Below are 23,788 nucleotides of genomic sequence, written 5' to 3'. Positions count from 1 at the left end.
CATGGCCACAGTGACACTTGATGAGATCGAAACCCTAAGTGTTGCGGCCCTGACCCGCCACGGTGCCGCCCCTTGGGTAGCCCTAGAAGTTGCTCGCGCCGTGCGACGCGCCGAGGAAACCGGCAACGTCATTTGTGGTTTGTACTATCTTGAAAGCTATTGCCTGCAACTGGCCTCAGGCCGCGTGAAGGGGGATGTGGAACCCGTTGTGACCCGCCCCAAGCCCGGATCGGTCAAGGCGGATGCTAAGTTTGGCTTCGCTCAGGCCGCTTTTGCCCGTGCATTGCCCGATGCCATCGCGGCGGCCAAGGAAATTGGCACAGCCTCATTGGCGGTGGCCCACGCGCATACATGCACATCGCTGGGCTTCTTTACCGAACAAATTGCGGCGGCGGGTCTTGTAGCGATCGGTTTTACCAATGCGTCGCCTGTCGTGGCGCCTCCGGGCGGGAACAAGGCAATCATTGGGACAAATCCCATTGCCATGACCGTTCCTGGGCAAGGTGCGCCCGCGATGCATTTTGACTTCTCGACCTCCGCCGTCGCTTTGGGAAAAATCACCATGGCCAAGGCCGCTGGCGAGGCGATCCCCTTGGGCTGGGCCGTGGACGATAAAGGGCAACCGACGACGGATCCAGAGGCGGCGCTGAAAGGCGCTTTGGTCTCTGCAGGTGGTTACAAAGGCTGGGGGTTTGGCTTGATGGGCGAGGTGATGGCCGCGGCTTTAACTGGCTCGGTCAACTCGCTTGACGTGGGCGGCTTGAAGCTGCCGGATGGCGCGCCGCATGGGCTGGGTCAATTCTACATGCTGATGGATCCGGGGACTTATACGGATGAATTTGACGCGCGGATTGCGCGGGTCGTTGATGCAGTATCGGAGCAACCCGATGCCCGTATTCCTGGTGCGTCGAGGTCGTTGAAGAGCGACGTGCAAGTCTCTGATGATCTATGGGAAAAGCTCTCCACGCTGACCTAGGATCGCCCCGTTATTTGGGTTAGAAACACACCCCCTGCCATAACGGCGATACCTGTGGCGCGGATCAACGTCAGTGGTGTTTGGTTTGCTCCGAACAGGCCGAAGTGATCGATCATGGCCGCTGAAATGAGTTGCCCTAGCAGTACGAAAAACACGGCATTCCCAACACCAAAATGCGGCGCGATATAGGTGATGGTTAAGACGTAAAAGGCGATGAGCACGCCTGCGAACAACAAATGCTTGGGCGCGTCTGCAACTTTAGCGATCGCTGCCGGACCGGTGACCAAAGCCACGACCAATGCGCTGGTGAAAGCCACCGCAAACAACACCACCGAGGCCGCAGCAGGTGCGCCTATGTGGCGTCCCAAGCTGGCGTTCAATGCGGCTAAGATCGGAATGCCGATGCCCGCCGCAAGCATGATCAGGGCGTAGGATGAATTGCTCATGGGTGGTGCCTCGTGGGGTTATGGCGTGGTTGCATAGAAGTGATGCATAGAGTGATGGCAAAGGGCAAGTGCGGGGCTAGTATAGGGCAATCTCAATGGAGCCCACCGATGCCAAACGCATACCACGAAATTGCCTTCACCTCAGCCGTCAAAGCGATACAAGACGCTCAGGGCAGCCGCAAAATTTATGCCCAATACGAGGTGGATCCTACGCGTTTGGGCGAGACTTTGACTGAGCCTGAGATGGGCTACATTGCCTCACGTGATAGTTTTTACATGTCCTCGGTAGGGGAAACCGGTTGGCCCTACATGCAGCACCGCGGTGGCCCCGCTGGGTTTATTAAGCTGTTGAATTCGCAAGAAATTGGCTGGGCAGAATACCGAGGCAATCACCAATATATCACCACGGGTAATATCGGGGGTAATGATCGTGTGGCGCTGTTCTTCATTGACTACGCCAGCAAAACTCGACTGAAGCTTTACGGCCATGCGCGGGTGATTGCGCCGGATGATCCCTTGATGGTGCAGCTAGCCGAGGGCAGTGACGGCCGAGTGGTGGAGCGTGGTCTGGTTGTGCGCGTCGCCAGTTTTGAATGGAATTGCCCGCAATATCTGACCGAACGCTACACCCGTAGCGAGGTGCAACAAGCCCTTGCCCAAATGGGGGCAAGGATTGCTGACCTTGAGGCACAATTGGCCGCGAAGGGTTAGTAGGTGGCCCGACCACCGGATAGATCGAACACCGCGCCAGTGGTGAAAGAGTTCTCGGCCGATACAATCCACGCGATCATATTGGCGGCTTCTTCGACCTCCAAGAAGCGGTCTCGCGGGATTTTGGACAACATGTAACCGATGTGTTCTTCACTCATCTGGTCAAAGATTGGCGTGCGGGCGGCGGCGGGCGTGACGCAGTTAACGGCGATGTTCTGGCCCGCGTTTTCCTTGCCCGCAGACTTGGTGAAGCCGATCACACCGGCCTTGGATGCGGAGTAGGCGCAGGCGTTGGGGTTGCCCTCTTTGCCGGCAATCGACGCGATGTTTAGGATGCGGCCATAGTCGCGTGCCTGCATGCTCGGCAAGACCGCCTTGTTTGTGTTGTAGGTGCCCGTCAAGTTGATCGCCACGATCTGGGCCCATGCATCGTCATCATAGTCGGTGATCGGAGCGTTCGGACCGGCAACGCCCGCAGAATTCACGAGGATATCTACGGGGCCAAGAGCAGCCTCAGACGCTGCCAGTGCCGCCTTAACCGGCCCCATGTCGGAGATGTCGCAAGTGGTGTTGAAGTCGCCTGCCTCAGCCTGCTGCATGTCCCACACGGCGACCTTTGCTCCGGAGGCTTGCAAGCGCTCGGTCACAGCCAAGCCGATGCCTTGTGCACCGCCAGTTACCACGGCCACACGGCCCGTTAAGTCATATACATTCATTGAAAACCCCTCTCAGAATAACAGCTTAGTCGCAGATGGCTTCCAGTTCTACCCCGTCCCAAGGCAGCACCATGTTGGCGCGGTCTAGGCGCGATGTCATGCCTTTGAGGTCGAAGTAGGGGCTGAGCAGCTGTTCTAACCTTGCAGTGCGCGGGGCCTTGGGGGCGAGGACGGCGCAGCAGACGTATTCGGAGGCGATGGCGCCTTGTTGCTCGTAGCCGAAGTCTAGGAATTCCGGGTTTTCGGACAATTCGAACAGGTAAGGGTCGGGCAGGGTCTGGTGTTCGCGCGCGGCTTTGAGCGGGTGGTAGCCGGTCAATTCGCGGTTTTGCCATTGCCAGACGTGGACGAATTCATGGGCCAAAAACATGTTCACCAACAACAAAGAGGCATCTGGGTATTGGGGCAGGTAGTCCTTCGCGATGTAGTCGGGGTTGATGTTGATAGTATTGAATAAAACCGTGGCGGCGGGGGAGCCTGAGACGGTTTCGCCTTCCGGTGCGGGCAGCAGTTTTTGGGCGCAAGTGGTGCGGGGTGGGGCGGGGTAGGTGGCGCTGTAGAGCTTGAGGACGGGGGCCGCGCGGACCCTTATTTTACTGGCGTCCAAGTCTGGGCCGTGGAAATCGGCTGCAAGGCGCAACTCGCCCTCGGTCAGCGGTCTGCCGCATGCGGTAAGGCCAAGGAATACCAGAAGAAATAACAGTCTCATGGCGCTACAGTGACAAGAGAATTTGCGTAGGGCAAGGAGGTATAAGCGCCGACATGGTCGCGCCGGATCACGAGGGCTTTGATTGGCTTTGCGGGGCGCTGGTTATGCTATTTTGGCGGTCTGCAAAGTGTCTGCGAGCTGTCGGACTTTTGTCGGGCACCACATTTAGCGTGGAATCAAGGCCGCAGGCCGCCACGCATCGCCGTCACGCCCCGACGGGGCGGCGATTTTGCTGGTGTTGGGGATGGTCAGTTTTGGGGGAAGAGTTTGGCTGCCATAAAGTGGATGTCATGGACGTTAGATCGCCACCCCGCGTGACGGCGATGCGTGGCTTGGTGAAAATGATCTAGCCAGAAGCTAGAAGCCTCTCCAATAGTGGACGCATTCTCGAAAATGAAAAGAAGTTGAACCGGTTCTGTGTTGCATTTGTGAGTATTCCCGCAAAGAAACACGTCGGAGCCAAATTGTCTAAGGAGCATCCAAATACTGGACATCCACTCATTCCAGCCGGTTCAAATAGAATTTCAGGCTTAGGAACGAAAGATAGTCGCCCATCAATCACTGGTGAAGCTTCGACTCCCCAAACTGCATTAGGTGAAGCGCCATAGTGTGCTGCTTCGTAGTCGATTGAGTTGCGGTGCCCAGGGTAGCCTATTGCTACAACCAAATTGGGCTTTGGGAGGTGGTCGCGAACCCAATCCGTTTTTAGGTCATACCAACTGGTAGCAGGCAATTTTCCGGATTTTATGAGATCGGTAAACTCATAAACTGCGCAATCATATTCATCGGAAGCGTTATCCGGAAATACAGCCCTGTGTGAAGTTACAAGTGTCTTTTTATCATAATTGAGCAGGGCAATTTGGTCATGTTCGTAATTTCCTAGCGTCATCTGGTGTCGTGATACAAATACAAAGTATCTGTCATTAAATCGCGCGCGGAAGAGAGAACCGGACAATGACATATGGTATTTGCCAGCACCGTCACTGTGGAAGAGCGCAGGTTCAGAGTACTGTCTTAAGTGGGCTGCTAAGGAGTTGGATGGAACAAGTAAGTTATTTACATCGACAGCAGTCGCAGTCTTGATGCCGATAATTGTGTCTAATTCAATCAAACATCCACATCTTCAACAAACTTAGCGTTCTGTTGAATATACTCATACCGCATCTCGGGTTTTTTCCCCATCAGGCGCTCGACCAGATCGCCGGTCTCGCCCGGCTCGTCTTCTTGCACGGTGACGCGGATCAGGACGCGGGATTTGGGGTCCATCGTCGTTTCTTTCAGGTCTTTCGCGTCCATCTCGCCCAGACCCTTAAAGCGCTGCACGTCGATTTTACCTTTACCGCCTAGGCCCTTAGCCAGTGCTGCGTCCTTCGCGGCATCGTCTGGCACGTAGAGGCGTTTAGGGCCTTGGGTGAGGCGGTAGAGCGGCGGGCAGGCTAGATAGAGGTGGCCTTGGTCAATCAGCGGGCGCATTTGCACGAAGAAGAATGTCATCAACAGGGACGCGATATGCGCGCCGTCGACATCCGCATCGGTCATGATGATGATCTTGTCGTAGCGCAGGTCCTCGACGTTGAATTTGGTGCCCATACCGACGCCAAGCGCCTCGCAGAGATCGTTGATCTCGGAGTTGGAGTGCAGCTTACTGGAGGCGGCCCCCAGCACGTTGAGGATCTTACCTTTGAGGGGCAAAAGTGCTTGATTAACACGGCTGCGCGCGCCCTTGGCGGAGCCACCGGCCGAGTCGCCCTCCACGATGAACAGCTCTGTGCCCTCGCGGGATTTGGAGGTGCAATCGGTGAGCTTACCGGGCAGGCGCAAACGTTTGGTGGCGGACTTGCGCGAGGTTTCTTTTTCCTGCTTGCGGCGCAGGCGTTCCTCGGCCCGCAACACTAGGAAGTCGAGGATGGCGCCCGCAGATTTCGTATCCGCCGCCAGCCAGTTGTCGAAGTGGTCGCGCACGGCGCCTTCGGTCATTTTGGCCGCCGCCTCGGTCGACAGGCGGTCCTTGGTTTGGCCCACAAAGGCCGGCTCGGCGATGAAGCACGACACCAGCGCACAGCCACCGGACATAAGGTCGTCACGGGTGATTTGGCCGGCCTTTTTGTTGTTGGTCAGCTCGCCATAGGCCTTGATGCCCTTGAGGATCGCGGCCCAGAAGCCGGTGACATGGGTTCCGCCCTCGGGCGTAGGCACGGTGTTACAGTAGCTTTGGATGAAGCCGTCGCGCGCAGGGGTCCAGTTGATGGCCCATTCGACCTTGCCGGGTGCGTTGAATTTCTCGTTGAAGTCCACGGTGCCTGCGAAGGCGGCGTCGGCGTAGGTGGTTGATTTACCCAAGGTTTCAGACAGGTAATCGGCCAAGCCACCGGGGAAGTGGAAGGTGGCCGTGGCGGGGGTTTCGCCGTCGTCGATCTCGGTTTTCCAGCGGATTTCCACGCCTGAGAACAGGTAGGCCTTGGAGCGGATGGATTTGAACAGGCGGGCGGGCTTGAAGCGGTGCTTGCCGAAGATTTGCTCGTCCGCGTGGAAGGTGACCGTGGTGCCGCGGCGGTTCTGGGTTTGGCCGACTTTCTCCACCGGACCCAAGGGGATGCCGCGTGAGAAGCGTTGCTCGAACAGTTCTTTGTTGCGGGCGACCTGCACGACCATGCTATCGGAGAGCGCGTTGACCACCGAGGCCCCAACCCCGTGCAGACCGCCGGAGGTTTGGTAGGCCTTGCCGGAGAACTTGCCGCCTGCGTGCAGGGTACACAAGATGACCTCGAGGGCGGATTTGTCGGGGAACTTTGGATGCGGGTCGATCGGGATGCCGCGCCCGTTGTCGGAGATGGTGATGGAGTAGTCAGCGTTCAGCGCAACCTCGATGCGGTTGGCGTGACCGGCGACGGCCTCATCCATGGAGTTGTCGAGGACCTCGGCCACCAGATGGTGCAGGGCGCGCTCGTCGGTGCCGCCGATATACATGCCGGGGCGTTTGCGCACGGGCTCCAGCCCCTCGAGAACCTCGATGGAGGAGGCGTTGTAGTCGTCTTCGCCTTGACTAAGAAAGTCGCTCATACCGCTGCTCATTTTTTTGTTATTTGAGCGCGACTATGGCAGAGCGTTGGCACAGGTGGAAGGGCCGTTTTGTTAACAGGGCAGGGGTCGGAGAGCGTTTAGAGCCGACCGCAATTGCGCTGCGCACGTTTCAAACGCCAGTTGTGGCTTCTTTGCTCGCTAACGCGGGTCGTTTGGTTCCCAACGATTTTTAGACATCTAGCAGACTTCGCGGCATTGGCATCAAGGCCTGACGACACCGCAGCAGCGACAGAGATGCTGATGCCAACAATAGCGGCCGTTAGGATGACCCAGTCGACGACGATTGCACCTGAAGTGTCTTGAAGGAAAAGGGTGAATGGACCCTGAGCCAACTTAGGTTTCGAACCACTCATAATATCACCGGCAGATTGAATTATCCTTTGAAACCCCGAAAATTTTTCGAGAATTTTACTTTACCCAGGGTAAGCTATTGCTGGAATGAAGCTGCAAAATGACCCAATCTTGACGATGTTGAGGCGTGCTTGTTGGTGGGGATTTGGTTTGCTTCCACGCGGCCATGCTCCTATGGCTGGGGCATGACTTTCACTCAGCATCTTCGCGCGGTTTTGGTTCTTGGCCTGCCGTTGGTTGGATCGCATCTTGCGCAGTTTTCGGTGCATGTGGTCGATACCATTATGCTGGGACGCTATGACGTGACGGCCTTGGCGGCGAGCGTCTTGGCGACATCGTTCTTTTTTGTCATCTTTATCATGGGGGCGGGGTTCTCATTCGCGGTGATGCCGATGGTGGCCGAAGCGGCCGCGTCCGATGATAGCACCCGCATCCGCCGTGTGACCCGTATGGGGCTGTGGTTGTCTGCGTTATATGCCTTGGTGTTCTTGCCGCTTATGATTTGGTCCGAGCCTGTGCTTCTGGCCTTTGGACAAGATCCGGAACTGGCAAGTTTGGCACAAGATTACCTAAGAATTGCGGGCTTCGGGATGTTCCCCGCCTTGCTGGTGATGGTGGTCAAAAGCTATTTGGCTGCGTTGGAGCGCACGGCCATCGTTCTATGGGTCACGGTCTTGGCCTTGGTGGTGAACTCCGGCCTGAATTACGTTCTGATTTTCGGCGAGTTTGGAGCGCCGGAGTTGGGAGTGAAAGGGGCAGCACTTGCGTCCGTTCTTGCTCAGATCATGACGCTTTTGGCCTTGGGGGCATATGTGGTGCGTTCCGACGCCACCCGTGACCATGTGCTTTTCCAGAACATCTGGCGCCCCGATCCTGAAGCCTTTCGGGAGGTGTTTAAGCTGGGATGGCCTATCGGGCTGACCAACCTTGCCGAGAGCGGGATGTTTTCTGCCTCGGCGTTGATCATCGGGCTGATCGGGAAATTGCCCTTAGCGGCGCATGGGATTGCGCTACAGATCACTGCCGCGACCTTTATGGTTCATGTGGGGCTTAGCCAAGCGGCCACCGTGCGCGCCGGTCGTGCGCTAGGGCGACGTGATTGGGATGGCTTGGCGATGGGGGCGCGTGCTGCGGTTGCTTTGTCCTTGGGGGCAGTGGTCATGACGACGATTGCGTTTTTAAGCGTGCCAGAGCTGTTGATGACGGGCTTCTTGGGGGCCGATGACCCTGATCGCGGAGCGATCCTAGCCATTGGAGCCAGCCTATTGGCGGTGGCAGCACTGTTCCAACTGGTGGACGCGGGGCAGGTGATGGCCCTCGGCCTGCTGCGCGGGATGCAAGACACCCGTTGGCCGATGTATGCGGCGGCGATTAGTTACTGGGGCTTGGGCATTCCGGCCAGCTATGTGCTGGGCATTACATTTGGCCTTGGCGGCGTGGGCGTCTGGATCGGCCTTGTGGTGGGGTTATTGTTTGCGGCTGCGGCCTTGTGGTGGCGGTATGTTCAGGTGCTGGGGGCTTTGCGCGAGAGGCCAGCTTAGGCGTTGATTCCAGCCCATGTTGTGAGGGGGGCATCAAGGCGTTGCGCTAGGTTCTCGGAAATCTCGTCCAAACCTGCCGTGGACAGGCTTGATGCAATTTCCTGGCTACGTTTGCGCGGTCCTTCACGGGTTTTGCTTGTTGTCTCAACCGTCAGATAACTGCCAGCGCCTCCGCGCCCCGCTGTGATGCGTTCCAGCTTTAAGCCAGTGATCGCGTCGCATGGATAGATGTCCACCACCCCAGCCGGTTTAACTTGGAGCAAGGCATCATTCGAAGAGAGTGCCAGCCCTTGTTGCAATGTCGTTACCGCAATTGGCCAATCCCTGCTTCTTGCTGTGAGCAGGGGGGTGTCGGTGGGATTTGGCGTGCTCCAAACCTGAATGGCTGTGGCACATGCTGAGTGCTCAGATTTGCCCAAAGGAGTGCGCCAAGCCGGATGGATGGCGACTAAGGCCTCTTGTTCAGTTTCAGGGAACATTTGGTGGCGTGTATTCGAGCCTAGTCGTTGCTTATCTGGTGGCGAGACGGAGCAAGTGACCCGCGCCAAGCCAAAGCGCCATTCGCGCGATATTGTGTTGGTGCTGCTGGTCTCGATGCCTTTGCCAAACAGCGCGGACAATTGCGCGATGCCTTTTGCGTAATTGAGGCGGAGATCATTGACCCCTTGGAGTGCGCCCCACAGATAGTCGGGCGGCGCGTCATAATCCGTGTATTCGCTGACTTGCGCACGTATCGGGAAATCCAGCCCGTCGATCAGGGGTGTTTGCGTGGGGGGGATGCAGTAGTCCAACCCGTCGCTCCAACCCGAATGGGTCAGATGCATCTGGTCCACCCAATCTTTGATGGGCGCACGAAAGGGGATGCCGCATGCATCGAGAAATGACCAAAGCGGGGCTTCAGGACTTGGGGATTTGCGCCGGAGTGGCCAGATCACCCTTGGCCTTTCATCAAGCGATCCGCCTTCTTGCGCACCAGCACCGAACGCAGATCGTGCATGGCCAGCAATAGCGCGTCGGTGACCTCGTCTAGCTGGTCTTCCTCCGCGCGGGTTTGTGCCCAATGGGTGGTGAGGTTGAGGTAGTCAATCGCGCGGTAGATGTCATCAATATCGCGGGTCGCGATGACGGACATGCGCTCTTCCATCCAATCTTGGATAATTTCAAGTTCTTCCTGACTAAGCTCATGATCGCCATGTGGCTTAATTTGACCGTTGCGGATGTTTGCCATCGCAATTTCGGACATCTCTATGCGACGTTGCCTGTTCTCGGTGTCGACCCGAAACACGGTGGCCCCGTTTTCACGCACGCGGAAGTAAAACTCTGGAAGCTCTGCTGACATTTACTCGGATTGACCCGTTATTATTCGTATATCCGTCGACGCTACCACAATATTACGAGGTTCGGAATATTGTTTTTCACCCTAGCGCGCGGTGCGGATAGTAAGGGTTGTCCGCGCTCAAGCGCCCAGATGTTCCGCGTAGGCCTGCCATTTTTGCGAGGAATGGGGGGTGATGGGCTGCCTGACGGCCACCGCGCTGAGCGTTTGCACCGCGCGGTCATTGTCTTGGGGACGCAAACAGGCGTCGTTCCATTCCAAAGCTGCCATGTCGAGCAGGCTGCGCGTGGTCTGCTCGGGCGTGCTGACAAGATCCTCGAATTGAACCACATGAACCTTGTCGGGGAGGCTCTCTTGCCAGAAGGACACCATGTCATCAAAGCCTTGTTGGTAGCTGCGAATGTCATCGAGGTTGTAGCTGAAGCTTTGTTTTCCGGGCAGGAAGACCTGACGCAACAAGGACAGCGCGTTGCCGTTGGGGTTGCGGCGCACCACGATGATCCGCGCGTTGGGGAGGGCGGCTGTGACTGCGCCAATGTAGGAGGCAGTTTGGATGGATTTATCCGTTATGCGTTTAGCCTTGGGGTGCCGCGCAGAGGCGGCCTTGGCGTAGGCATGGCCGAGCTTTGATAAGGCCTCGGGCGTCGCCTTGAGGGGCGCGGATGACGCTGGGTCGCCTAATGATTTGCGCATCAAGCCGCCGAAAAGCGCCATCTCGCCGCCGCCTGCGACATCTGGGTGGGCGGACAGGATTTGCTCCACCAATGTGGTGCCGGAACGGGGCAAGCCGGTTACAAAAATCGGGGCAGCATCGCTCGCGCTAGGTGCATCGGGGAGGTTGGCCAAGGCGACCTTATAGTGATCCAGTTGGGTTTGGCGGGCATTGGCGTCGTAAGGGAAGGCCAAACGCATCGCCGCGTTGGCCTGCAAAAGCAGCTTGAACGACTTGTCAGTGTCACCCAGATCATCAAACGCCTTTGACAGCGCGAAATCCATATGTGCGCCAGACAGGGAGTTCTTCTTCAACTTAGGTCGGGTTTTTTCCATTCTTGCCAACAAAGGATCGGATGCTTGGAACCGGTGCATGGCGCTGAGAAGGCGGAAGAGTTCTCCGTCGGCAGGTGTCAGCCTGATTGCTTCGATTAGATCGTCTTTGGCTTTGGCGAATTGACCCAAGGATTGGTAGAGCACCGCGCGCTTCGCAAGAAGGGGAGAGGGGGTCTTGGTCGCTGGAAGGGCATGGGTCAGCGCGGTGATCGCAGTCTTTAGGTCCCCCGCGTTTTCAGCAACTTCGGCGCGAAAGGACGCCAGTTGGGGGCTTGGTCCTGTTGCCGACAGCCCAGACAAATCGGCCAAAGCCTCGCGGTGACGGCCAAGCGCGTGAAGAAGTCGGGCGCGGAACAGCTTGAGATTTCCGTCGCGAGGCTTTTCAAGCAGAGCGAATGAGGTCGATTGCAGCGCTCCGGTCAGGTTTCCGGCGGCAGCTTGCTTGCGGGCTTCTTGAACGTTTCTATCGAATTGTCCCATTGGGTCGTATCCAAATGCCTGAGGTAACCCTGCGAATGACCGCACAGGATTGTTGCGTAACCAATTGAAGTTACGATCTATTTAATTGTGGAAGTTGGTCCGTGGCCGAAAATGACCGCAGAAATGTTGACGTGAAACTACACTGAGCAGTTCAGTTCATATTTGACCTAAGGGGAGGGCATTGTCACGCGCTATTTCTGCAGAAATCTTGCTTAGATAGCGCTAGGGTGACTGATCCCGTTTAAAACAAGAGATTTCGCGAGGATATCAAGTTTTTGTGAGTGATCGGTAGGCGAAAAATCGCCCACCGATCAGTGTATTAGCTGAGTGCTGCACAGAATGTTTGGATGCGCGTGCAGGCCTCTTTGAGGTTCTCATCCGACGTCGCGTAGCTGACGCGGAAGTTCGGAGACAGACCGAAGGCCGCGCCAAACACCACGGCGACGCCGTGCTCTTCCAACAAAGCGGTGGCGAAGGTTTCGTCACTGTCGATCTTGGTGCCCGCTGGCGTGGTCTTGCCGATGCACCCCGCAATGGAGGGGTAGACGTAGAACGCGCCTTCGGGTGTTGGGCAGGCGATGCCCTCGGCGGCGTTCAACATCTCGACGACCAAGTTCCGGCGGCGCACAAACGTCTCGTTGTTCGGCGTAAGGAAGTCTTGGGGCCCATTCAGCGCCTCCACGGCGGCCCATTGCGAGATGGTGCAAGGGTTCGACGTGGATTGCGACTGGATCTTGCGCATAGCCGCGATCAGTTTTTCCGGACCTGCGGCATACCCAATCCGCCAGCCTGTCATCGCATAGGCCTTGGAGACCCCGTTGCAGGTCAAAGTGCGCTCGTACAAAGCGGGCTCAACCTCCGCGGGGGTGCAGAACTCAAAGCCATCGTAGGCGAGGTGCTCATACATGTCGTCCGTCATCACCCAAACATGGGGGTGACGCATCAACACGTCCGTTAGCTCTTTGAGCTCTTGGCGTGTGTAGCCCGCGCCTGTCGGGTTGGACGGCGAGTTGAAGATAAACCATTTTGTTTTCGGCGTAATGGCAGCCTCAAGCTGGTCTGCGGTCAGTTTGAAGTTGGTTTGGATCGATGCCTCGGCCACAACGGGTGTGCCGCCAGCCAGCAGCACCATGTCAGGGTAGGAGACCCAATAGGGGGCAGGGATCACGACCTCGTCGCCCTCGTTCATCGTGGCCATTAGCGCGTTGTACAAGATCTGCTTGCCGCCGGTGCCAACGGACACTTGGGACGGGGTGTACTCCAACCCGTTGTCGCGTTTCATCTTGGCGCAGATGGCTTCCTTCAGCTCTGGGATGCCGTCTGGAGCAGTGTATTTGGTCTTACCTGCAGCGATAGCGGCCACGGCCGCGTCTTTGATGTTTTGCGGCGTGTCAAAGTCCGGCTCACCTGCGCCAAGGCCGATGACGTCCTTGCCTGCGCGCTTCAGTTCCGCAGCTTTTTGGGTGACCGCGATAGTCGGGGACGGTTTTACGCGGGAAAGAGTGTCGGAGAGGAAAGACATGTGACGCCTCGTCAGGTTGAATAATGGACATGAGGGTCTTACGGATAGCAACCGACGCATTCAAGCGATAATGCCCCAAAGGCCAGGAGTTCACGATGGACGACGAAGACACCTACTTTAGCAACGACAATGCCACTTTCGGGGATCGGGTCGCAGCTGCGCGGGATGCTCAGGGATTGAATCAAGAAGAGCTGGCCAAAAAGCTGGGCGTGAAGCTGAAGACCATCCGTGGTTGGGAAGATGACGTGGACGAGCCGCGGGCCAACAAGCTGTCGATGCTGTCGGGAATGTTGAATGTCTCCATGCGTTGGTTGCTGACCGGCGAGGGCGACGAAATGAGCGCGCCTGAAGGCGAGCAGGAACTGTCAGGCGACGTGAAAAGCATCTTGATGGAGTTGCGCCGCACCAAAGCCGAGTTTAGCCGCCTGTCGGACCACCTTGGCCGGTTGGAAAAGCAGTTGGGTAAAATCTTAAGGACTCCGGAATGAACGAAGTAGGGCCTGCGGGCGAGGCACGCGAGATTAAGCTGCGACGCCTGAAGTTGCGCTCGATGCGGCGCGGGATCAAGGAGATGGACCTGATCTTGGGCGGCTTCGCGATACACGGGCTGGATGCGCTGTCTGATGATGATCTGTCGCTGTACGACGAGATGCTGAGCGAGAACGACCATGACATGTACCAATGGGCGTCCGGTCATTCCGCGGCCCCTGAAAAATTTGCGGGGTTGATCGCGAAGGCAGTCAAGGAATCGAAGATATTTTAGGACAGCTTTGACGAAACTTCGGCTCATTTAACCGTTTATTGGTGATTCTCCGTCTATTTCCGACATGCGAGTATTTGCAGTTGGAGAATTATAATGAGCATGCACAAACCAGTCGCCAGCCCAAAGGCGCGTGTATTTATGGCAGGCTACCTGGAAAGCCTCGCGTTGGTGGAACGGCTACACCGGTTGTTGCTGGATGTGATCAAGGATGAGTTTGAGCGCCTAGGAATTTTGGACATCAACTCGGTTCAGGCGCTATTGCTGTTTAACATTGGCGAGAATGAGGTCACAGCCGGTGAGCTGAAATCGCGTGGCTATTACCAAGGCTCGAATGTGTCCTACAACCTTAAGAAGCTCGTTGAGATGGGGTATATGCACCATCAGCGCTGCGAAATTGACCGCCGGTCCGTGAGGGTCCGATTGACCGAGCGTGGGCGCGAGGTTCGCAATCATGTCACCGAATTGTTCGAAAATCACGCTATAGGTCTGGAGGAGAAGGGTATCCTTGGCCATGATGGCATAGACACGATCAATCACTCTCTACACCGGATGGAGCGATATTGGTCCGATCAAATTAGGTACATCTACTAGCGTGGCGTCAGGTGGATTTCGCCGCATTGCTGCGTGCCTCGATCTCGGCGAGGCGGGCTTGCGCACGTCTGGACTGCCAGATCGACAGGGCAACCAACCCAATGAGGACGGCAATGGAGATCGCGTAGGCAGACAAGACGGTGTCGGCGTATTTTCCAAGATCAGGCATGACAATTCCCTATACGATTACGGTGTAGAACTTAGCCCAGACGCTCGCGCGAGATAAGTGCGCCCGCGCGCCGGTTGCGGATTTCAGTTCGGGTGCGCAGCAAAACAAGCGCAAGGAAAAGCAATACAAACCCGGCAATGGAGACGAGCAGCGGGAAGTAGAACACATCCGCGACATGCTCTTCCTTATCCAAGGAGAGCGACGCGCCTTGGTGCAGTCCTTGGTTCCAGAAATTCACAGCATAGCGTGATAACAGGGCAAAGACGGAGCCCACGAGGCACAACACAGAGGTCAGATCGGCGGCGGTATCTGGGTTCTCGATCGCCGCCCAAAGGGCCATATAGCCAAGATAGAACAGGAAAAGGATTAAGAAAGACGTCAAACGCGGATCCCAAGCCCAATAGGTCCCCCACATTGGTTGCCCCCAAATGGCACCTGTCACAAGGGCGATCACCGTCATGGCGATACCAACGGGCGCCGCAGCTTTTGCAGCAAGTGCAGAGACGTGATGGCGCCGGATTAGCCAAATCAGAGAGGTCACGAGCATCATTAACCAAGTATTGATCGCCATAAGCGCGCTGGGCACATGCAGATAGATGATTTTGACGGTGGAGCCTTGGCGGAAATCGTCAGGAGTAAAGAAAAACCCCCAGATCAACCCCACGATCAGGCATGCCAAAGATAACACAGTCACCACCGGCAGTAGCTTGCCAGAGGTCTGCATGAAGCGGGTCGGATTTGCGTATTCCCAGAGTGACATAAGCTACTGTTATTGTATGCCTAGGGATGGGGCAATGCATTAACCTCGGGCCATACGTCACGTCTATGTGGGCTTACGCTAACGCAGGTTCATTCGCAGCGCCGCCGCCGACGCAAAAGGAAGCAGTGCTGCGCAACCTGCGGTGATAGCTGCGAGGAACAAAAGAGCAGAAGATGTGGGCAAGCCTTCCGCGCCGCGCCGCACGGCCTCGGCCCCGAAAATCAAGGTTGGCATGTAGAGGGGCAACACCAGCAAAGACACCAGTAAGCCACCGCGTTTCAACCCTACGGTCAGCGCTGCGCCGAAGGTGCCCAGCATCGATAGGGCGGGCGTGCCGAGTGCGAGGGACGTCACGAGCCAAATAGTAGCCTCAGTTGGCATGCTTAGCAGCACCCCAAGAAAGGGCGCGGCAAGTGTGAGTGGTAAGCCCGTGGTCAGCCAGTGGGACAAGGCTTTGAGGGAGGCCGCAGCCTCTAGGGGGAGTGGGGCGGTTGCCAGCAGGTCTAGCGTTCCATCCTCATAATCGAGTTGGAAAATGCGATCTAGTGACAGCAGGCAGGACAACAATGCGCCGACCCAAAGGATGCCCGGTGCGATGCGTGACAATATTTCGGAGTTAGGGCCGACGCCGAAGGGCACCAATACAACGAGGATCAAGAAGAAGGCCAAGCCTAAACCAAAGCCGCCACCGGCGCGGATGGCTAGGATTAAATCGCGACGCAGGAGGGCAATCATGACAATGCCTCGTCCAGAAAGGGATCGTCGGACGGGGTGTCCTGTAAGATCGCACGAAATGGCGAGATGTCGAGCGTGCGTGCGGTGGGTAAGCCCAGATCGATGTGCGTGGCCAAGATCGCGGATCCGCCTTGCCGCAAATGTTGCGTTACGGCTGCGGCGAAGCGTGCGACATTATCGGCGTCCAAAGACACGGTAGGCTCATCCAACGCCCAGATTGCGCGGCCCGTTAGCATAAGGCGCGACAAAGAGAGGCGGCGCTTTTGCCCCGCGGACAAGTCTTGTGCACGGCGCGATAGAAGGTCTTGGAGCTCAAAGGTTTCTACAGCAGGAGAGATGGTTTTGGTGCCGAAGATGTCAGCCCAAAACTGCAGGTTTTCCTCAACGCTGAGTTGCGCTTTTAAGCCATCGGCATGTGCGGCATAGGCGACGTCCTCGGTTGAAAATTTCAAGCGTCCGGCAACCGGCGGAGTGAGGCCTGCAAGGCATCGCAACAGGGTGGTTTTGCCCGCACCGTTTGGGGCGCGAAGGATCAATGCCTCCCCAGCGGCGACGTCAAAGTTTACGCCTGCAAGCACCGTTACCTCGCCGCGACGGCAGGTCAAATTTTCCACGCCAAAATTCATGGATTTACGAGTAGCGCATCACTTGGGCGGCGAAAACAGGTAAATAGGCGCGCGAACCATTATGAAATTACCGTTATGAGCATAGGTTTGATCCAAGTTTCGCAGTAACATTCGGATAATCACCTACACAGACATCAGTTTTCAAACGAATTAGGGAGCCAAAGCAATGCCAATCGTCGTCGGACATGACACAGCCAAAACCCGCCGCACTTTGAGTGCGGGTGGTAAATCATTTGCCTATTACTCGATCAAAGCGGCGCAAGAGGCCGGTTTGGGTGACTTCTCCAAACTGCCTGCAGCTCTGAAGGTGGTGCTTGAAAACATGCTGCGTTTTGAGGATGGGAAAACCGTACATGTTGAGGACATCAAAGCCTTCGCTGAGTGGGCCAAGAATGGTGGCAAAAATCCCAAGGAGATTGCCTACCGGCCTGCGCGCATCTTGCTGCAGGACTTCACGGGTGTTCCTGCGGTGGTTGACTTGGCCGCGATGCGCGATGGGTTGAAAAACCTTGGCGGCGACCCCGAAAAGATTAACCCGCTGAACCCCGTTGATTTGGTGATCGACCACTCGGTGATGATCGATGAGTTTGGCAACCCGCGGGCCTTCCAGATGAATGTGGACCGCGAATATGAACGTAATTTAGAGCGCTATACCTTCCTGAAATGGGGGCAATCCGCGTTCAATAACTTCCGCGTGGTGCCGCCGGGCACGGGCATCTGTCACCAAGTGAACCTTGAGTATTTGGCCAAGACGGTTTGGTCAGACACGGATCAATCCGGCGAAATGGTGGCCTATCCTGACACATTGGTTGGCACCGATAGCCACACCACGATGGTGAACGGCGCGGCTGTTTTGGGCTGGGGCGTGGGTGGCATCGAGGCGGAGGCTGCGATGCTGGGCCAGCCGATTTCCATGTTGATCCCCGAAGTGATCGGCTTTGAGCTGACGGGCGCGATGTTGGAGGGCACGACGGGCACTGACCTTGTGTTGAAAGTCGTGGAAATGCTGCGGGCCAAGGGCGTTGTGGGCAAATTCGTAGAGTTCTACGGCGCGGGCCTAGACACGCTGCCGCTGGCGGATCGCGCGACCATCGCGAATATGGCGCCGGAATATGGGGCGACCTGCGGCTTCTTCCCGATTGACAATGAGACCTTACGCTACCTGAACAACACGGGCCGCGAGGAAGAAACAGTTGCGCTGGTTGAGGCCTACGCCAAGGAGAACGGCTTCTGGCGTGATGCGGATTATGCGCCGATTTATACGGACACGCTGAGCCTTGATATGGGCACCATCGTGCCTGCGATCTCTGGCCCAAAGCGCCCGCAAGACTATGTGGCGTTGACCGAAGGACAAAATGCCTTCCGCCGCGAGATGGAGGAGACATTCAAGCGCCCGATGGGCAAGGAAGTCGCCGTCGCGGGCGAGGATTACACGCTGGAATCCGGCAAGGTTGTGATCGCGTCGATCACGTCGTGCACCAACACATCTAACCCCTATGTGATGATCGGCGCGGGCATTGTTGCGCGTAAAGCGCGAGCCTTGGGCTTGAACCGAAAGCCTTGGGTGAAGACGTCGTTGGCACCGGGGTCACAGGTGGTGACGGCTTATCTGGAAGCGGCCGAGCTGCAAGACGATCTGGACGCGATTGGCTTCAACCTTGTGGGGTACGGCTGCACGACCTGCATCGGCAACTCCGGCCCTATCCAAAAGGAGTTGTCAGAAGCGATTGCTGAGGGCGATTTGGTGGCGACATCTGTGCTGTCGGGGAACCGCAATTTTGAGGGGCGGATCAGCCCTGATGTGCGTGCCAACTATTTGGCGTCACCCCCCTTGGTTGTGGCTTATGCGCTGGCCGGTACGTTGGACATTAACTTGGCCACGGACGCGATCGGGCAGGATCAGGACGGCAATGACGTCTACCTGAAGGATATCTGGCCCTCGACGCAAGAAATCGCGGAAATGGTGGAGCGGACGGTCACACGTGCGTCCTTCCAAGAGAAATACGCGGATGTGTTTAAAGGCGACGAGAAATGGCGCGGCGTGGAGACCACGGACAGCCTGACATACGATTGGCCTGCGTCCTCTACCTATGTGCAAAACCCGCCGTATTTCCAGGGGATGGGGGCGGAGCCGGGTGTGATCTCTAACGTTGAGGGGGCCAAGGTCTTGGCCGTTCTGGGCAACATGATCACCACCGACCACATCTCTCCTGCGGGGGCGTTTGCGCAAAGCAGCCCTGCGGGCAAGTACCTGATCGATCGCCAAGTTGCCCCGCGCGAATTCAATTCCTACGGGTCGCGTCGTGGTAACCACGAGATCATGATGCGCGGCACCTTTGCGAACATCCGTATCAAGAACGAGATGCTGGACGGGGTTGAGGGCGGCTACACCAAAGGGCCGGACGGCGAACAGGCCTCGATCTTCGACGCGGCCATGGCGCACCAAGAGCAAGGCACGCCGTTGGTGATTTTCGGGGGCGAGCAATACGGCGCTGGATCTTCGCGAGATTGGGCGGCGAAAGGCACCGCACTTCTGGGCGTGAAGGCCGTGATTGCGGAGAGCTTTGAGCGCATTCACCGCTCCAACCTTGTGGGCATGGGCGTGATCCCGTTTGAGTTCACGAATGGCGACAGCCGTAAAACGCTGGGTCTGACGGGGGATGAGACCGTGAGTATCACGGGGCTGGAGGGTGACTTGCAGCCACTGTCACAAGTGCCGTGCTCGATCACGATGGCCGATGGCACAGTTAAGAATGTCTCTTTGAAATGCCGTATCGATACGGCAATCGAGAAGGAATACATCGAGCACGGCGGTGTCTTGCATTACGTTTTGCGTGACTTGGCCGCGTCGTAAACTCGCACCACATCGTAAATGTGACCCGCTGTGACACATACACGGCGGGTCTTTTTTATAAGGTTTCACCCTGTTTTTCCGTTTTAGGTCAGGGCAGGAGCGTGGCGGGACGAGCCATTTTTGCATGGAATGTCAGCTTGTTTATGACGGCTGCTCGCAAAGGCTTGATTGGCATACGGCAAGCTGACAGCCTAGAGAGGTATCAACGCAGCACGAATTCCGAGTATAGCATGATCAAATCCTTAACCGCCGCCGCCATCACCGCCCTGTCTATGGCTACAGCCGCTCCTGCCGTCGCAGGTGGTCCGGTTGTTGTAGAACTGTTTACCTCGCAGGGGTGTTCATCTTGCCCTCCCGCAGATGAGTTGTTGGGTGAAATTGCCAAGCGCAACGACATTATCGCGCTGAGCATGCACGTGGATTACTGGGATTATTTGGGCTGGGTCGATGAGTTCGCAAGCCCTGAGAACACGACGCGCCAACGTGGGTATGCCCGACAGGCGCAAAGCACTATGATCTATACCCCTCAAATGGTCGTTGCTGGGCAAGATCATATTATCGGCACAAAGGGTATGGAGCTGGCCAGCAAAATTGATGTCCACAAGAGCAAGGCCGACAGCGTATCGCTGAAGGTTAAGCGCGATGCGTCGGGCAAGCTTTCAATCGCAGCACACAGAACGGGTGACGTTCCTAGCAAGATGCAGGTCCAAGTTATTCGGTACATAGCGGAGCAAAAGGTGGATATTCGCCGTGGTGAGAATGCCGGCAGAACGATTACCTATCACAATGTGGTTGAGAGCGTGACGCCGATTGGCACATGGAATGGCGATGCCGACCTGAAGGTCAAAGCGGATGCCCCGGGCGATTATCCTGCAGTGGTTCTCATTCAGGATGGGCCTTTTGGCGCCATCTTGGCCGCCGCACGGGTGGAGTGACGCATCGCCGCCTGCTCGGGTTTCCAGCGGCGGTGAATCCAAAACCACTGATCCATATTTTCACGAACGAGCGCCTCTAACGAGTCGTTGAGGGCTTGTGTCATCTCGATCGGGTTTGTGTGCTCGATCGGGGCCTCACAGATCACCTTGAAGTCCAGCCCGTTGGCTTGGCGAATACCGTAGATGGGCACGACGAGGGCGTTGTATTTCAACGCCAATTCCGCTGCGGAAAGCGCTGTTGGGGCGGGCTTGCCGAAGAAGGTTAAATCCTCGCCGTCCCACATGTACTGGTCCATCAAGAACCCAGCCATGCCGCCTGCACGCAGGAACTTGATCAAACGGACCAAGCCCTGTCGCCCGCGTGGGAAGACTGGCGTGCCAACTTGGCTTATCGCGGCGACATAATGGGGGTTGAAGTACCCGTTGTTCATTTCGCGGTAGAGAGCTCCGACGTTAAAGCCCGCAGCGATTAGCGCTGCGCGTGGGGCGTCGTAGTTCCCAAAATGACCGGTGACCAAGACCACCGGGCGGCCCTCTGCGTGGGCTTGGCGCAATGCCTCGACGCCGTCCCCTGTGAGGGGGGCGTGTTTGAAGCGGTCCGTGAAATCCTTGCCAGAATAGATTTCAATCAAGGTTCGCCCCGCGTTGTCTGGAACTGCGCGCGCTAAGCGGTCTACTTCGGATTGAGAGAGGTCAGGGCGGACATAGGCAAGGTTTTCGCGCACACGCTTGGAGTATCCGGCCAAAGGGGCCACGACCCTTGAGACGATCCAACCCGCCAATGGCACGCGCCACTTGTAAGGTACGGCCAAAGCCAGCCCAATGATGCCGCGAATGGCAATGTAGGAGGCGAACTCGCCAAATCCGCGACGCCCTTTTGCTGTGTTACCGAGTGCCATGTGCTAGCTAATTTTTATCCGAGTTTCTCGGTGCCAGACATAAAGCCCCGCCCCGACGATAACAAGCGCCCCAATGTAGACAGGGCCGTCGGGGAAATTGCTGAAGAATACAATGCCCCAAATGCTGGAGAATATCAGCGCAACATACGTGAAAGGCGCAAGCACCGAGGCGGGCGCCATGGAGAGGGCCCGAATGAGAAGCAGCTGCCCCATGGTGCCAAATAAGCCTACGCCCAGAAGGTGGGGCACATCTGACATCTCTAAAGGCTGCCAAAAGAAGGGCACCATCACGCATAAGACCAAGGCCGCGACCGATCCAGTATAGAACAAAGAGGTCCAGACGTCCTCGTCACGGCCCACGTAGCGGGTGGCCAATGCGTAGGTCGAATAGCAAATGGTGCCGCAAAGAGTTAGCAGCGCGTAGGGGGTGAAGGCCTCTGTTCCCGGACGCAGGATGATCATCGCGCCGATTAATGCGACGACAGCCGCGAGGGCGCGTCGAACCCCAAACCTTTCGCCAAGGAAGACAGCCGCGCCCACCATGATAAAGATCGGGCTGATCTGCATCAGCGCCGTCGTCTCAATCAGGGACATCTTCTTGAAGCCAAAGAAAAAAAAGCCTGTCGTGGCCAGCAAAACAATCGCACGAAAGATCTGCAACCCAAGATGCCGCGTATGGACAACGCGGCGCAGGCGCGGGGAGACGATGAGCGTAACGGCGATCATCTGCACAAGGTAGCGGGCCCATAACGTCTGCACGGTATCGACGCGCGTGGAGAGGGCCTTGGCGAAGACGTCCATGAGAGTAAACATCAGCGTGGCCGCGACCATCAACGCGATACCGCGAGCGATGTTGTTTTCGGCCACTAAGGTGCCTTTGCCAGACCGGTGCCAATCATGCTGTCGCGCGTGACCAAGGCCGCCAATTCGTCGGGGGTGAGGGCGTCGGTGTTTGCGGGACGGGCAGGGATCACGATGTAGCGCATGTCGGCGGTGCTGTCGTGGACACGCAGGGTTGTGTCCTCGGGCAAGTCCACGCCGAATTCGCGCAAGACCGCACGAGGTTCGCGCACCGCGCGGGAGCGGTATTCGCGGGTTTTGTACCAATCGGGCGGCAGGCCCAGCAGGTTGCGCGGATAGCACGAGCACAGGGTGCAGACGATCATGTTATGCGTGTCTTGCGTGTTCTCGACGGCGACCAAATGCATAGGGCCGATGTCGAAGCCCATTTCACGCGCGGCGTCGGAGCCGTTGGCCATCAGGCGGGTCTTGAATTCGGGGTCGGTCCAAGCACGTGCCACCACCGCCGCACCGTTCGCAGGGGACCGCGCGTCCATCGCGTCGATCTGCGTTTGGATTTGGGCGGGCGTCAGCTCGCCTTTCTCGATCATCAGCTCACGGATCGCGACTTCCATTGTTTGCCAATAGCTTAGAGCCTGATCGTTATCCTTGCGGTACGGGTGGCCCGAAGGGGAAAGGTGGTCGTGGTCGTGATGATCATGGGGCATCTTGGTCGATCCAATGCTCGTAAATTTCTGCGTCCAACGTGTCTTGCGGGGCCTCGGCGTCGGGCCATATGTGACCCATCTCAAAGCGCACACGGTACAGCGTGCGGGGGGAGGCGGGGACCATATAGGCAAGCTGTTCGGGGTTGTTGAAGGGGCCAAGCACCCGCTCCACGACACCGGTTTTGCCGCGCAGGTAATGCGGCGTGCGGATATGGCCCAAGGGGGCCATGGATTTGATGCGCACGGTTGCCCCTACCGCAAGGCTCATGATTGCACCGCGCCGTAGGTGTCGCCGCGGGCTTTGATCTCTTCCATCTTCGCGCCAAGCTCTTCGAGCGAGTAGACGCCTGCCTCGACCAGATTTTGGTTCAGGGACGCGATCCAACGCTCATAGTAGGTCATTTCGTTGAATGCGGCCTCGCCCATGTCCTCTAGGGCGCGGCGTAACCCGTCGACGGTAAAATGCCCGCGTTGTTGACCAAGGATAACCAGCGCATCAACGCGTTTTTCCCAGATTGCGAAGTCGTGCCCGTCCATAGGGACGGGGCCAGCGGCGTCGCCGCCCATATCGTGCCAACGGTGTTCTGGATCGTCCATGGGTTATCCTTTTGCGAGTGCGTCGACTTGCGGTCCCAGCTGCGGCATCGGGAAGCCTGCGGCGTCCAATGCCGCCAGAATTTCCTTGGTGGGCTGGGTGCCCGCGACTGATAGAGCCCAAACTATGGCCGAACGTGTGCCCGACGCGCAATAGGCCAAGACCTTACCCTCGACTTTTTGACCGGTGACATTGTCCATGTTGAGCTGCCCCATCACGACGGGGTTGTTTGAGAAGCCCAATCCCGCAGCCTTTGCGGCGGCCTCAATGTCTTGCGGCTTGTCGCCGGGCATGCTTTCGCCTTCGGGGCGGTTGCATAGAATGTGGGTGAAGCCCTCGGCCAAGATGGCGTCCATGTCAGCGGCATGAATTTGAGGCGTTACGGCGAAGTCGGGGGAGAGTGTGCGAATGTCCATGACTACCAATTACTGCGAGAA

At 57.2% G+C, this 23,788-nt stretch carries 27 protein-coding genes; 8 read left to right on the top strand and 19 right to left on the bottom strand.

Annotated features, from left to right (window positions below):
• The first annotated feature begins 1 nt into the window (after position 1).
• Entirely contained in the window at positions 2-976 is a 975-nt protein-coding gene (locus ABJN86_RS11640) for an Ldh family oxidoreductase (RefSeq protein WP_348367292.1), read from the top strand.
• Here the strand turns inward: ABJN86_RS11640 and ABJN86_RS11635 are convergent.
• Positions 973-1,422 (bottom strand): DMT family transporter, encoded by a 450-nt coding sequence (locus tag ABJN86_RS11635; protein ID WP_348367290.1) that lies wholly within the window; start codon positions 1,420-1,422, stop codon positions 973-975. The genes ABJN86_RS11640 and ABJN86_RS11635 overlap by 4 nt on opposite strands.
• Before the next feature lie 108 nt (positions 1,423-1,530).
• Between ABJN86_RS11635 and ABJN86_RS11630 the strand changes: the two genes are divergently transcribed.
• Complete coding sequence (locus tag ABJN86_RS11630; protein ID WP_348367288.1) at positions 1,531-2,133, top strand: pyridoxamine 5'-phosphate oxidase family protein; 603 nt, start codon at positions 1,531-1,533, stop codon at positions 2,131-2,133.
• Here ABJN86_RS11630 and ABJN86_RS11625 read toward each other — a convergent pair.
• The 4 genes from ABJN86_RS11625 to parE all read right to left on the bottom strand — a co-directional run bounded on the left by ABJN86_RS11625 (position 2,130) and on the right by parE (position 6,618).
• Positions 2,130-2,849, bottom strand: coding sequence for an SDR family NAD(P)-dependent oxidoreductase (locus tag ABJN86_RS11625; protein ID WP_348367286.1), 720 nt, complete (start codon positions 2,847-2,849; stop codon positions 2,130-2,132). The two genes, ABJN86_RS11630 and ABJN86_RS11625, sit on opposite strands and share 4 nt — an antisense overlap.
• A gap of 25 nt (positions 2,850-2,874) precedes the next feature.
• Positions 2,875-3,558: a hypothetical protein gene (locus ABJN86_RS11620; RefSeq protein ID WP_348367285.1), complete on the bottom strand. Its 684-nt coding sequence runs from the start codon at positions 3,556-3,558 to the stop codon at positions 2,875-2,877.
• Between the two features lie 346 nt (positions 3,559-3,904).
• Positions 3,905-4,669 carry a hypothetical protein gene (locus ABJN86_RS11615; protein WP_348367283.1) on the bottom strand — a complete coding sequence of 255 codons (765 nt, stop codon included), beginning with the start codon at positions 4,667-4,669 and terminating at the stop codon, positions 3,905-3,907.
• The gene (parE, locus tag ABJN86_RS11610) at positions 4,666-6,618 is read right to left on the bottom strand and encodes a DNA topoisomerase IV subunit B (RefSeq protein WP_348367281.1); all 1,953 of its coding nucleotides are present in this window, start codon (positions 6,616-6,618) and stop codon (positions 4,666-4,668) included. Before parE ends, ABJN86_RS11615 begins: the two co-directional genes overlap by 4 nt.
• 557 nt (positions 6,619-7,175) lie before the next feature.
• Between parE and ABJN86_RS11605 the strand changes: the two genes are divergently transcribed.
• Positions 7,176-8,531, top strand: coding sequence for an MATE family efflux transporter (locus ABJN86_RS11605; RefSeq protein ID WP_348367279.1), 1,356 nt, complete (start codon positions 7,176-7,178; stop codon positions 8,529-8,531).
• On the opposite strand, the gene ABJN86_RS11600 is transcribed toward ABJN86_RS11605, so the two are convergent.
• The 4 genes from ABJN86_RS11600 to ABJN86_RS11585 form a co-directional block, all read right to left on the bottom strand.
• Positions 8,528-9,466 (bottom strand): hypothetical protein, encoded by a 939-nt coding sequence (locus tag ABJN86_RS11600; RefSeq protein WP_348367278.1) that lies wholly within the window; start codon positions 9,464-9,466, stop codon positions 8,528-8,530. The genes ABJN86_RS11605 and ABJN86_RS11600 overlap by 4 nt on opposite strands.
• Positions 9,463-9,870: a hypothetical protein gene (locus ABJN86_RS11595; RefSeq protein ID WP_348367276.1), complete on the bottom strand. Its 408-nt coding sequence runs from the start codon at positions 9,868-9,870 to the stop codon at positions 9,463-9,465. Before ABJN86_RS11595 ends, ABJN86_RS11600 begins: the two co-directional genes overlap by 4 nt.
• Positions 9,871-9,987: 117 nt before the next feature.
• Positions 9,988-11,394 carry a sulfotransferase gene (locus ABJN86_RS11590; RefSeq protein WP_348367274.1) on the bottom strand — a complete coding sequence of 469 codons (1,407 nt, stop codon included), beginning with the start codon at positions 11,392-11,394 and terminating at the stop codon, positions 9,988-9,990.
• A 319-nt stretch (positions 11,395-11,713) separates the two neighbouring features.
• Positions 11,714-12,916 carry a pyridoxal phosphate-dependent aminotransferase gene (locus ABJN86_RS11585; protein ID WP_348367273.1) on the bottom strand — a complete coding sequence of 401 codons (1,203 nt, stop codon included), beginning with the start codon at positions 12,914-12,916 and terminating at the stop codon, positions 11,714-11,716.
• 95 nt (positions 12,917-13,011) lie between these two features.
• On the opposite strand from ABJN86_RS11585, the gene ABJN86_RS11580 reads away from it, so the two are divergent.
• From ABJN86_RS11580 to ABJN86_RS11570, 3 genes are all read left to right on the top strand, one after another.
• Complete coding sequence (locus ABJN86_RS11580; protein WP_348367271.1) at positions 13,012-13,404, top strand: helix-turn-helix domain-containing protein; 393 nt, start codon at positions 13,012-13,014, stop codon at positions 13,402-13,404.
• Entirely contained in the window at positions 13,401-13,679 is a 279-nt protein-coding gene (locus tag ABJN86_RS11575) for a succinate dehydrogenase assembly factor 2 (protein WP_348367269.1), read from the top strand. Before ABJN86_RS11580 ends, ABJN86_RS11575 begins: the two co-directional genes overlap by 4 nt.
• 99 nt (positions 13,680-13,778) lie before the next feature.
• The gene (locus tag ABJN86_RS11570) at positions 13,779-14,270 is read left to right on the top strand and encodes a winged helix DNA-binding protein (protein ID WP_348367669.1); all 492 of its coding nucleotides are present in this window, start codon (positions 13,779-13,781) and stop codon (positions 14,268-14,270) included.
• A gap of 7 nt (positions 14,271-14,277) precedes the next feature.
• On the opposite strand, the gene ccmD is transcribed toward ABJN86_RS11570, so the two are convergent.
• The 4 genes from ccmD to ccmA form a co-directional block, all read right to left on the bottom strand.
• Complete coding sequence (gene ccmD / locus ABJN86_RS11565) at positions 14,278-14,439, bottom strand: heme exporter protein CcmD (RefSeq protein WP_348367267.1); 162 nt, start codon at positions 14,437-14,439, stop codon at positions 14,278-14,280.
• Positions 14,440-14,470: 31 nt separating this feature from the next.
• Positions 14,471-15,199, bottom strand: a complete 729-nt coding sequence (locus ABJN86_RS11560) for a heme ABC transporter permease (protein WP_348367265.1) — start codon at positions 15,197-15,199, stop codon at positions 14,471-14,473.
• Positions 15,200-15,277: 78 nt separating this feature from the next.
• Positions 15,278-15,934 (bottom strand): heme exporter protein CcmB, encoded by a 657-nt coding sequence (gene ccmB, locus ABJN86_RS11555; protein WP_348367263.1) that lies wholly within the window; start codon positions 15,932-15,934, stop codon positions 15,278-15,280.
• The gene (gene ccmA, locus ABJN86_RS11550) at positions 15,931-16,560 is read right to left on the bottom strand and encodes a heme ABC exporter ATP-binding protein CcmA (protein ID WP_348367261.1); all 630 of its coding nucleotides are present in this window, start codon (positions 16,558-16,560) and stop codon (positions 15,931-15,933) included. The genes ccmB and ccmA overlap by 4 nt, the downstream gene beginning before the upstream one ends.
• 166 nt (positions 16,561-16,726) lie before the next feature.
• On the opposite strand from ccmA, the gene acnA reads away from it, so the two are divergent.
• Positions 16,727-19,414 (top strand): aconitate hydratase AcnA, encoded by a 2,688-nt coding sequence (acnA, locus tag ABJN86_RS11545; protein ID WP_348367260.1) that lies wholly within the window; start codon positions 16,727-16,729, stop codon positions 19,412-19,414.
• 230 nt (positions 19,415-19,644) lie between these two features.
• A complete protein-coding gene (locus ABJN86_RS11540; RefSeq protein WP_348367258.1) occupies positions 19,645-20,349 on the top strand; it encodes a DUF1223 domain-containing protein in 705 nt (234 codons plus the stop codon).
• On the opposite strand, the gene ABJN86_RS11535 is transcribed toward ABJN86_RS11540, so the two are convergent.
• Genes ABJN86_RS11535 through ABJN86_RS11510 form a run of 6 tightly spaced genes read right to left on the bottom strand, consistent with a single transcriptional unit; the run spans position 20,301 to position 23,767 of the window.
• Entirely contained in the window at positions 20,301-21,248 is a 948-nt protein-coding gene (locus ABJN86_RS11535) for a lysophospholipid acyltransferase family protein (RefSeq protein ID WP_348367257.1), read from the bottom strand. The genes ABJN86_RS11540 and ABJN86_RS11535 overlap by 49 nt on opposite strands.
• A 3-nt stretch (positions 21,249-21,251) precedes the next feature.
• Complete coding sequence (locus ABJN86_RS11530; protein WP_348367254.1) at positions 21,252-22,115, bottom strand: DMT family transporter; 864 nt, start codon at positions 22,113-22,115, stop codon at positions 21,252-21,254.
• Entirely contained in the window at positions 22,115-22,756 is a 642-nt protein-coding gene (gene nthA / locus ABJN86_RS11525; RefSeq protein WP_348367252.1) for a nitrile hydratase subunit alpha, read from the bottom strand. Before nthA ends, ABJN86_RS11530 begins: the two co-directional genes overlap by 1 nt.
• A complete protein-coding gene (locus ABJN86_RS11520) occupies positions 22,746-23,024 on the bottom strand; it encodes an SH3-like domain-containing protein (protein WP_348367250.1) in 279 nt (92 codons plus the stop codon). Before ABJN86_RS11520 ends, nthA begins: the two co-directional genes overlap by 11 nt.
• Positions 23,021-23,353: a ScnB-like protein gene (locus ABJN86_RS11515; protein ID WP_348367248.1), complete on the bottom strand. Its 333-nt coding sequence runs from the start codon at positions 23,351-23,353 to the stop codon at positions 23,021-23,023. Before ABJN86_RS11515 ends, ABJN86_RS11520 begins: the two co-directional genes overlap by 4 nt.
• 3 nt (positions 23,354-23,356) lie before the next feature.
• Entirely contained in the window at positions 23,357-23,767 is a 411-nt protein-coding gene (locus ABJN86_RS11510; protein ID WP_348367246.1) for a TIGR01244 family sulfur transferase, read from the bottom strand.
• Between the last annotated feature and the right edge of the window lie 21 nt (positions 23,768-23,788).

It is taken from the genome of Litoreibacter sp. (assembly GCF_039974535.1).
GTDB lineage: Bacteria > Pseudomonadota > Alphaproteobacteria > Rhodobacterales > Rhodobacteraceae > Litoreibacter.
Note: the sequence above shows the minus strand (reverse complement) of the source record. Positions and strands in the feature narration are given on the sequence as shown.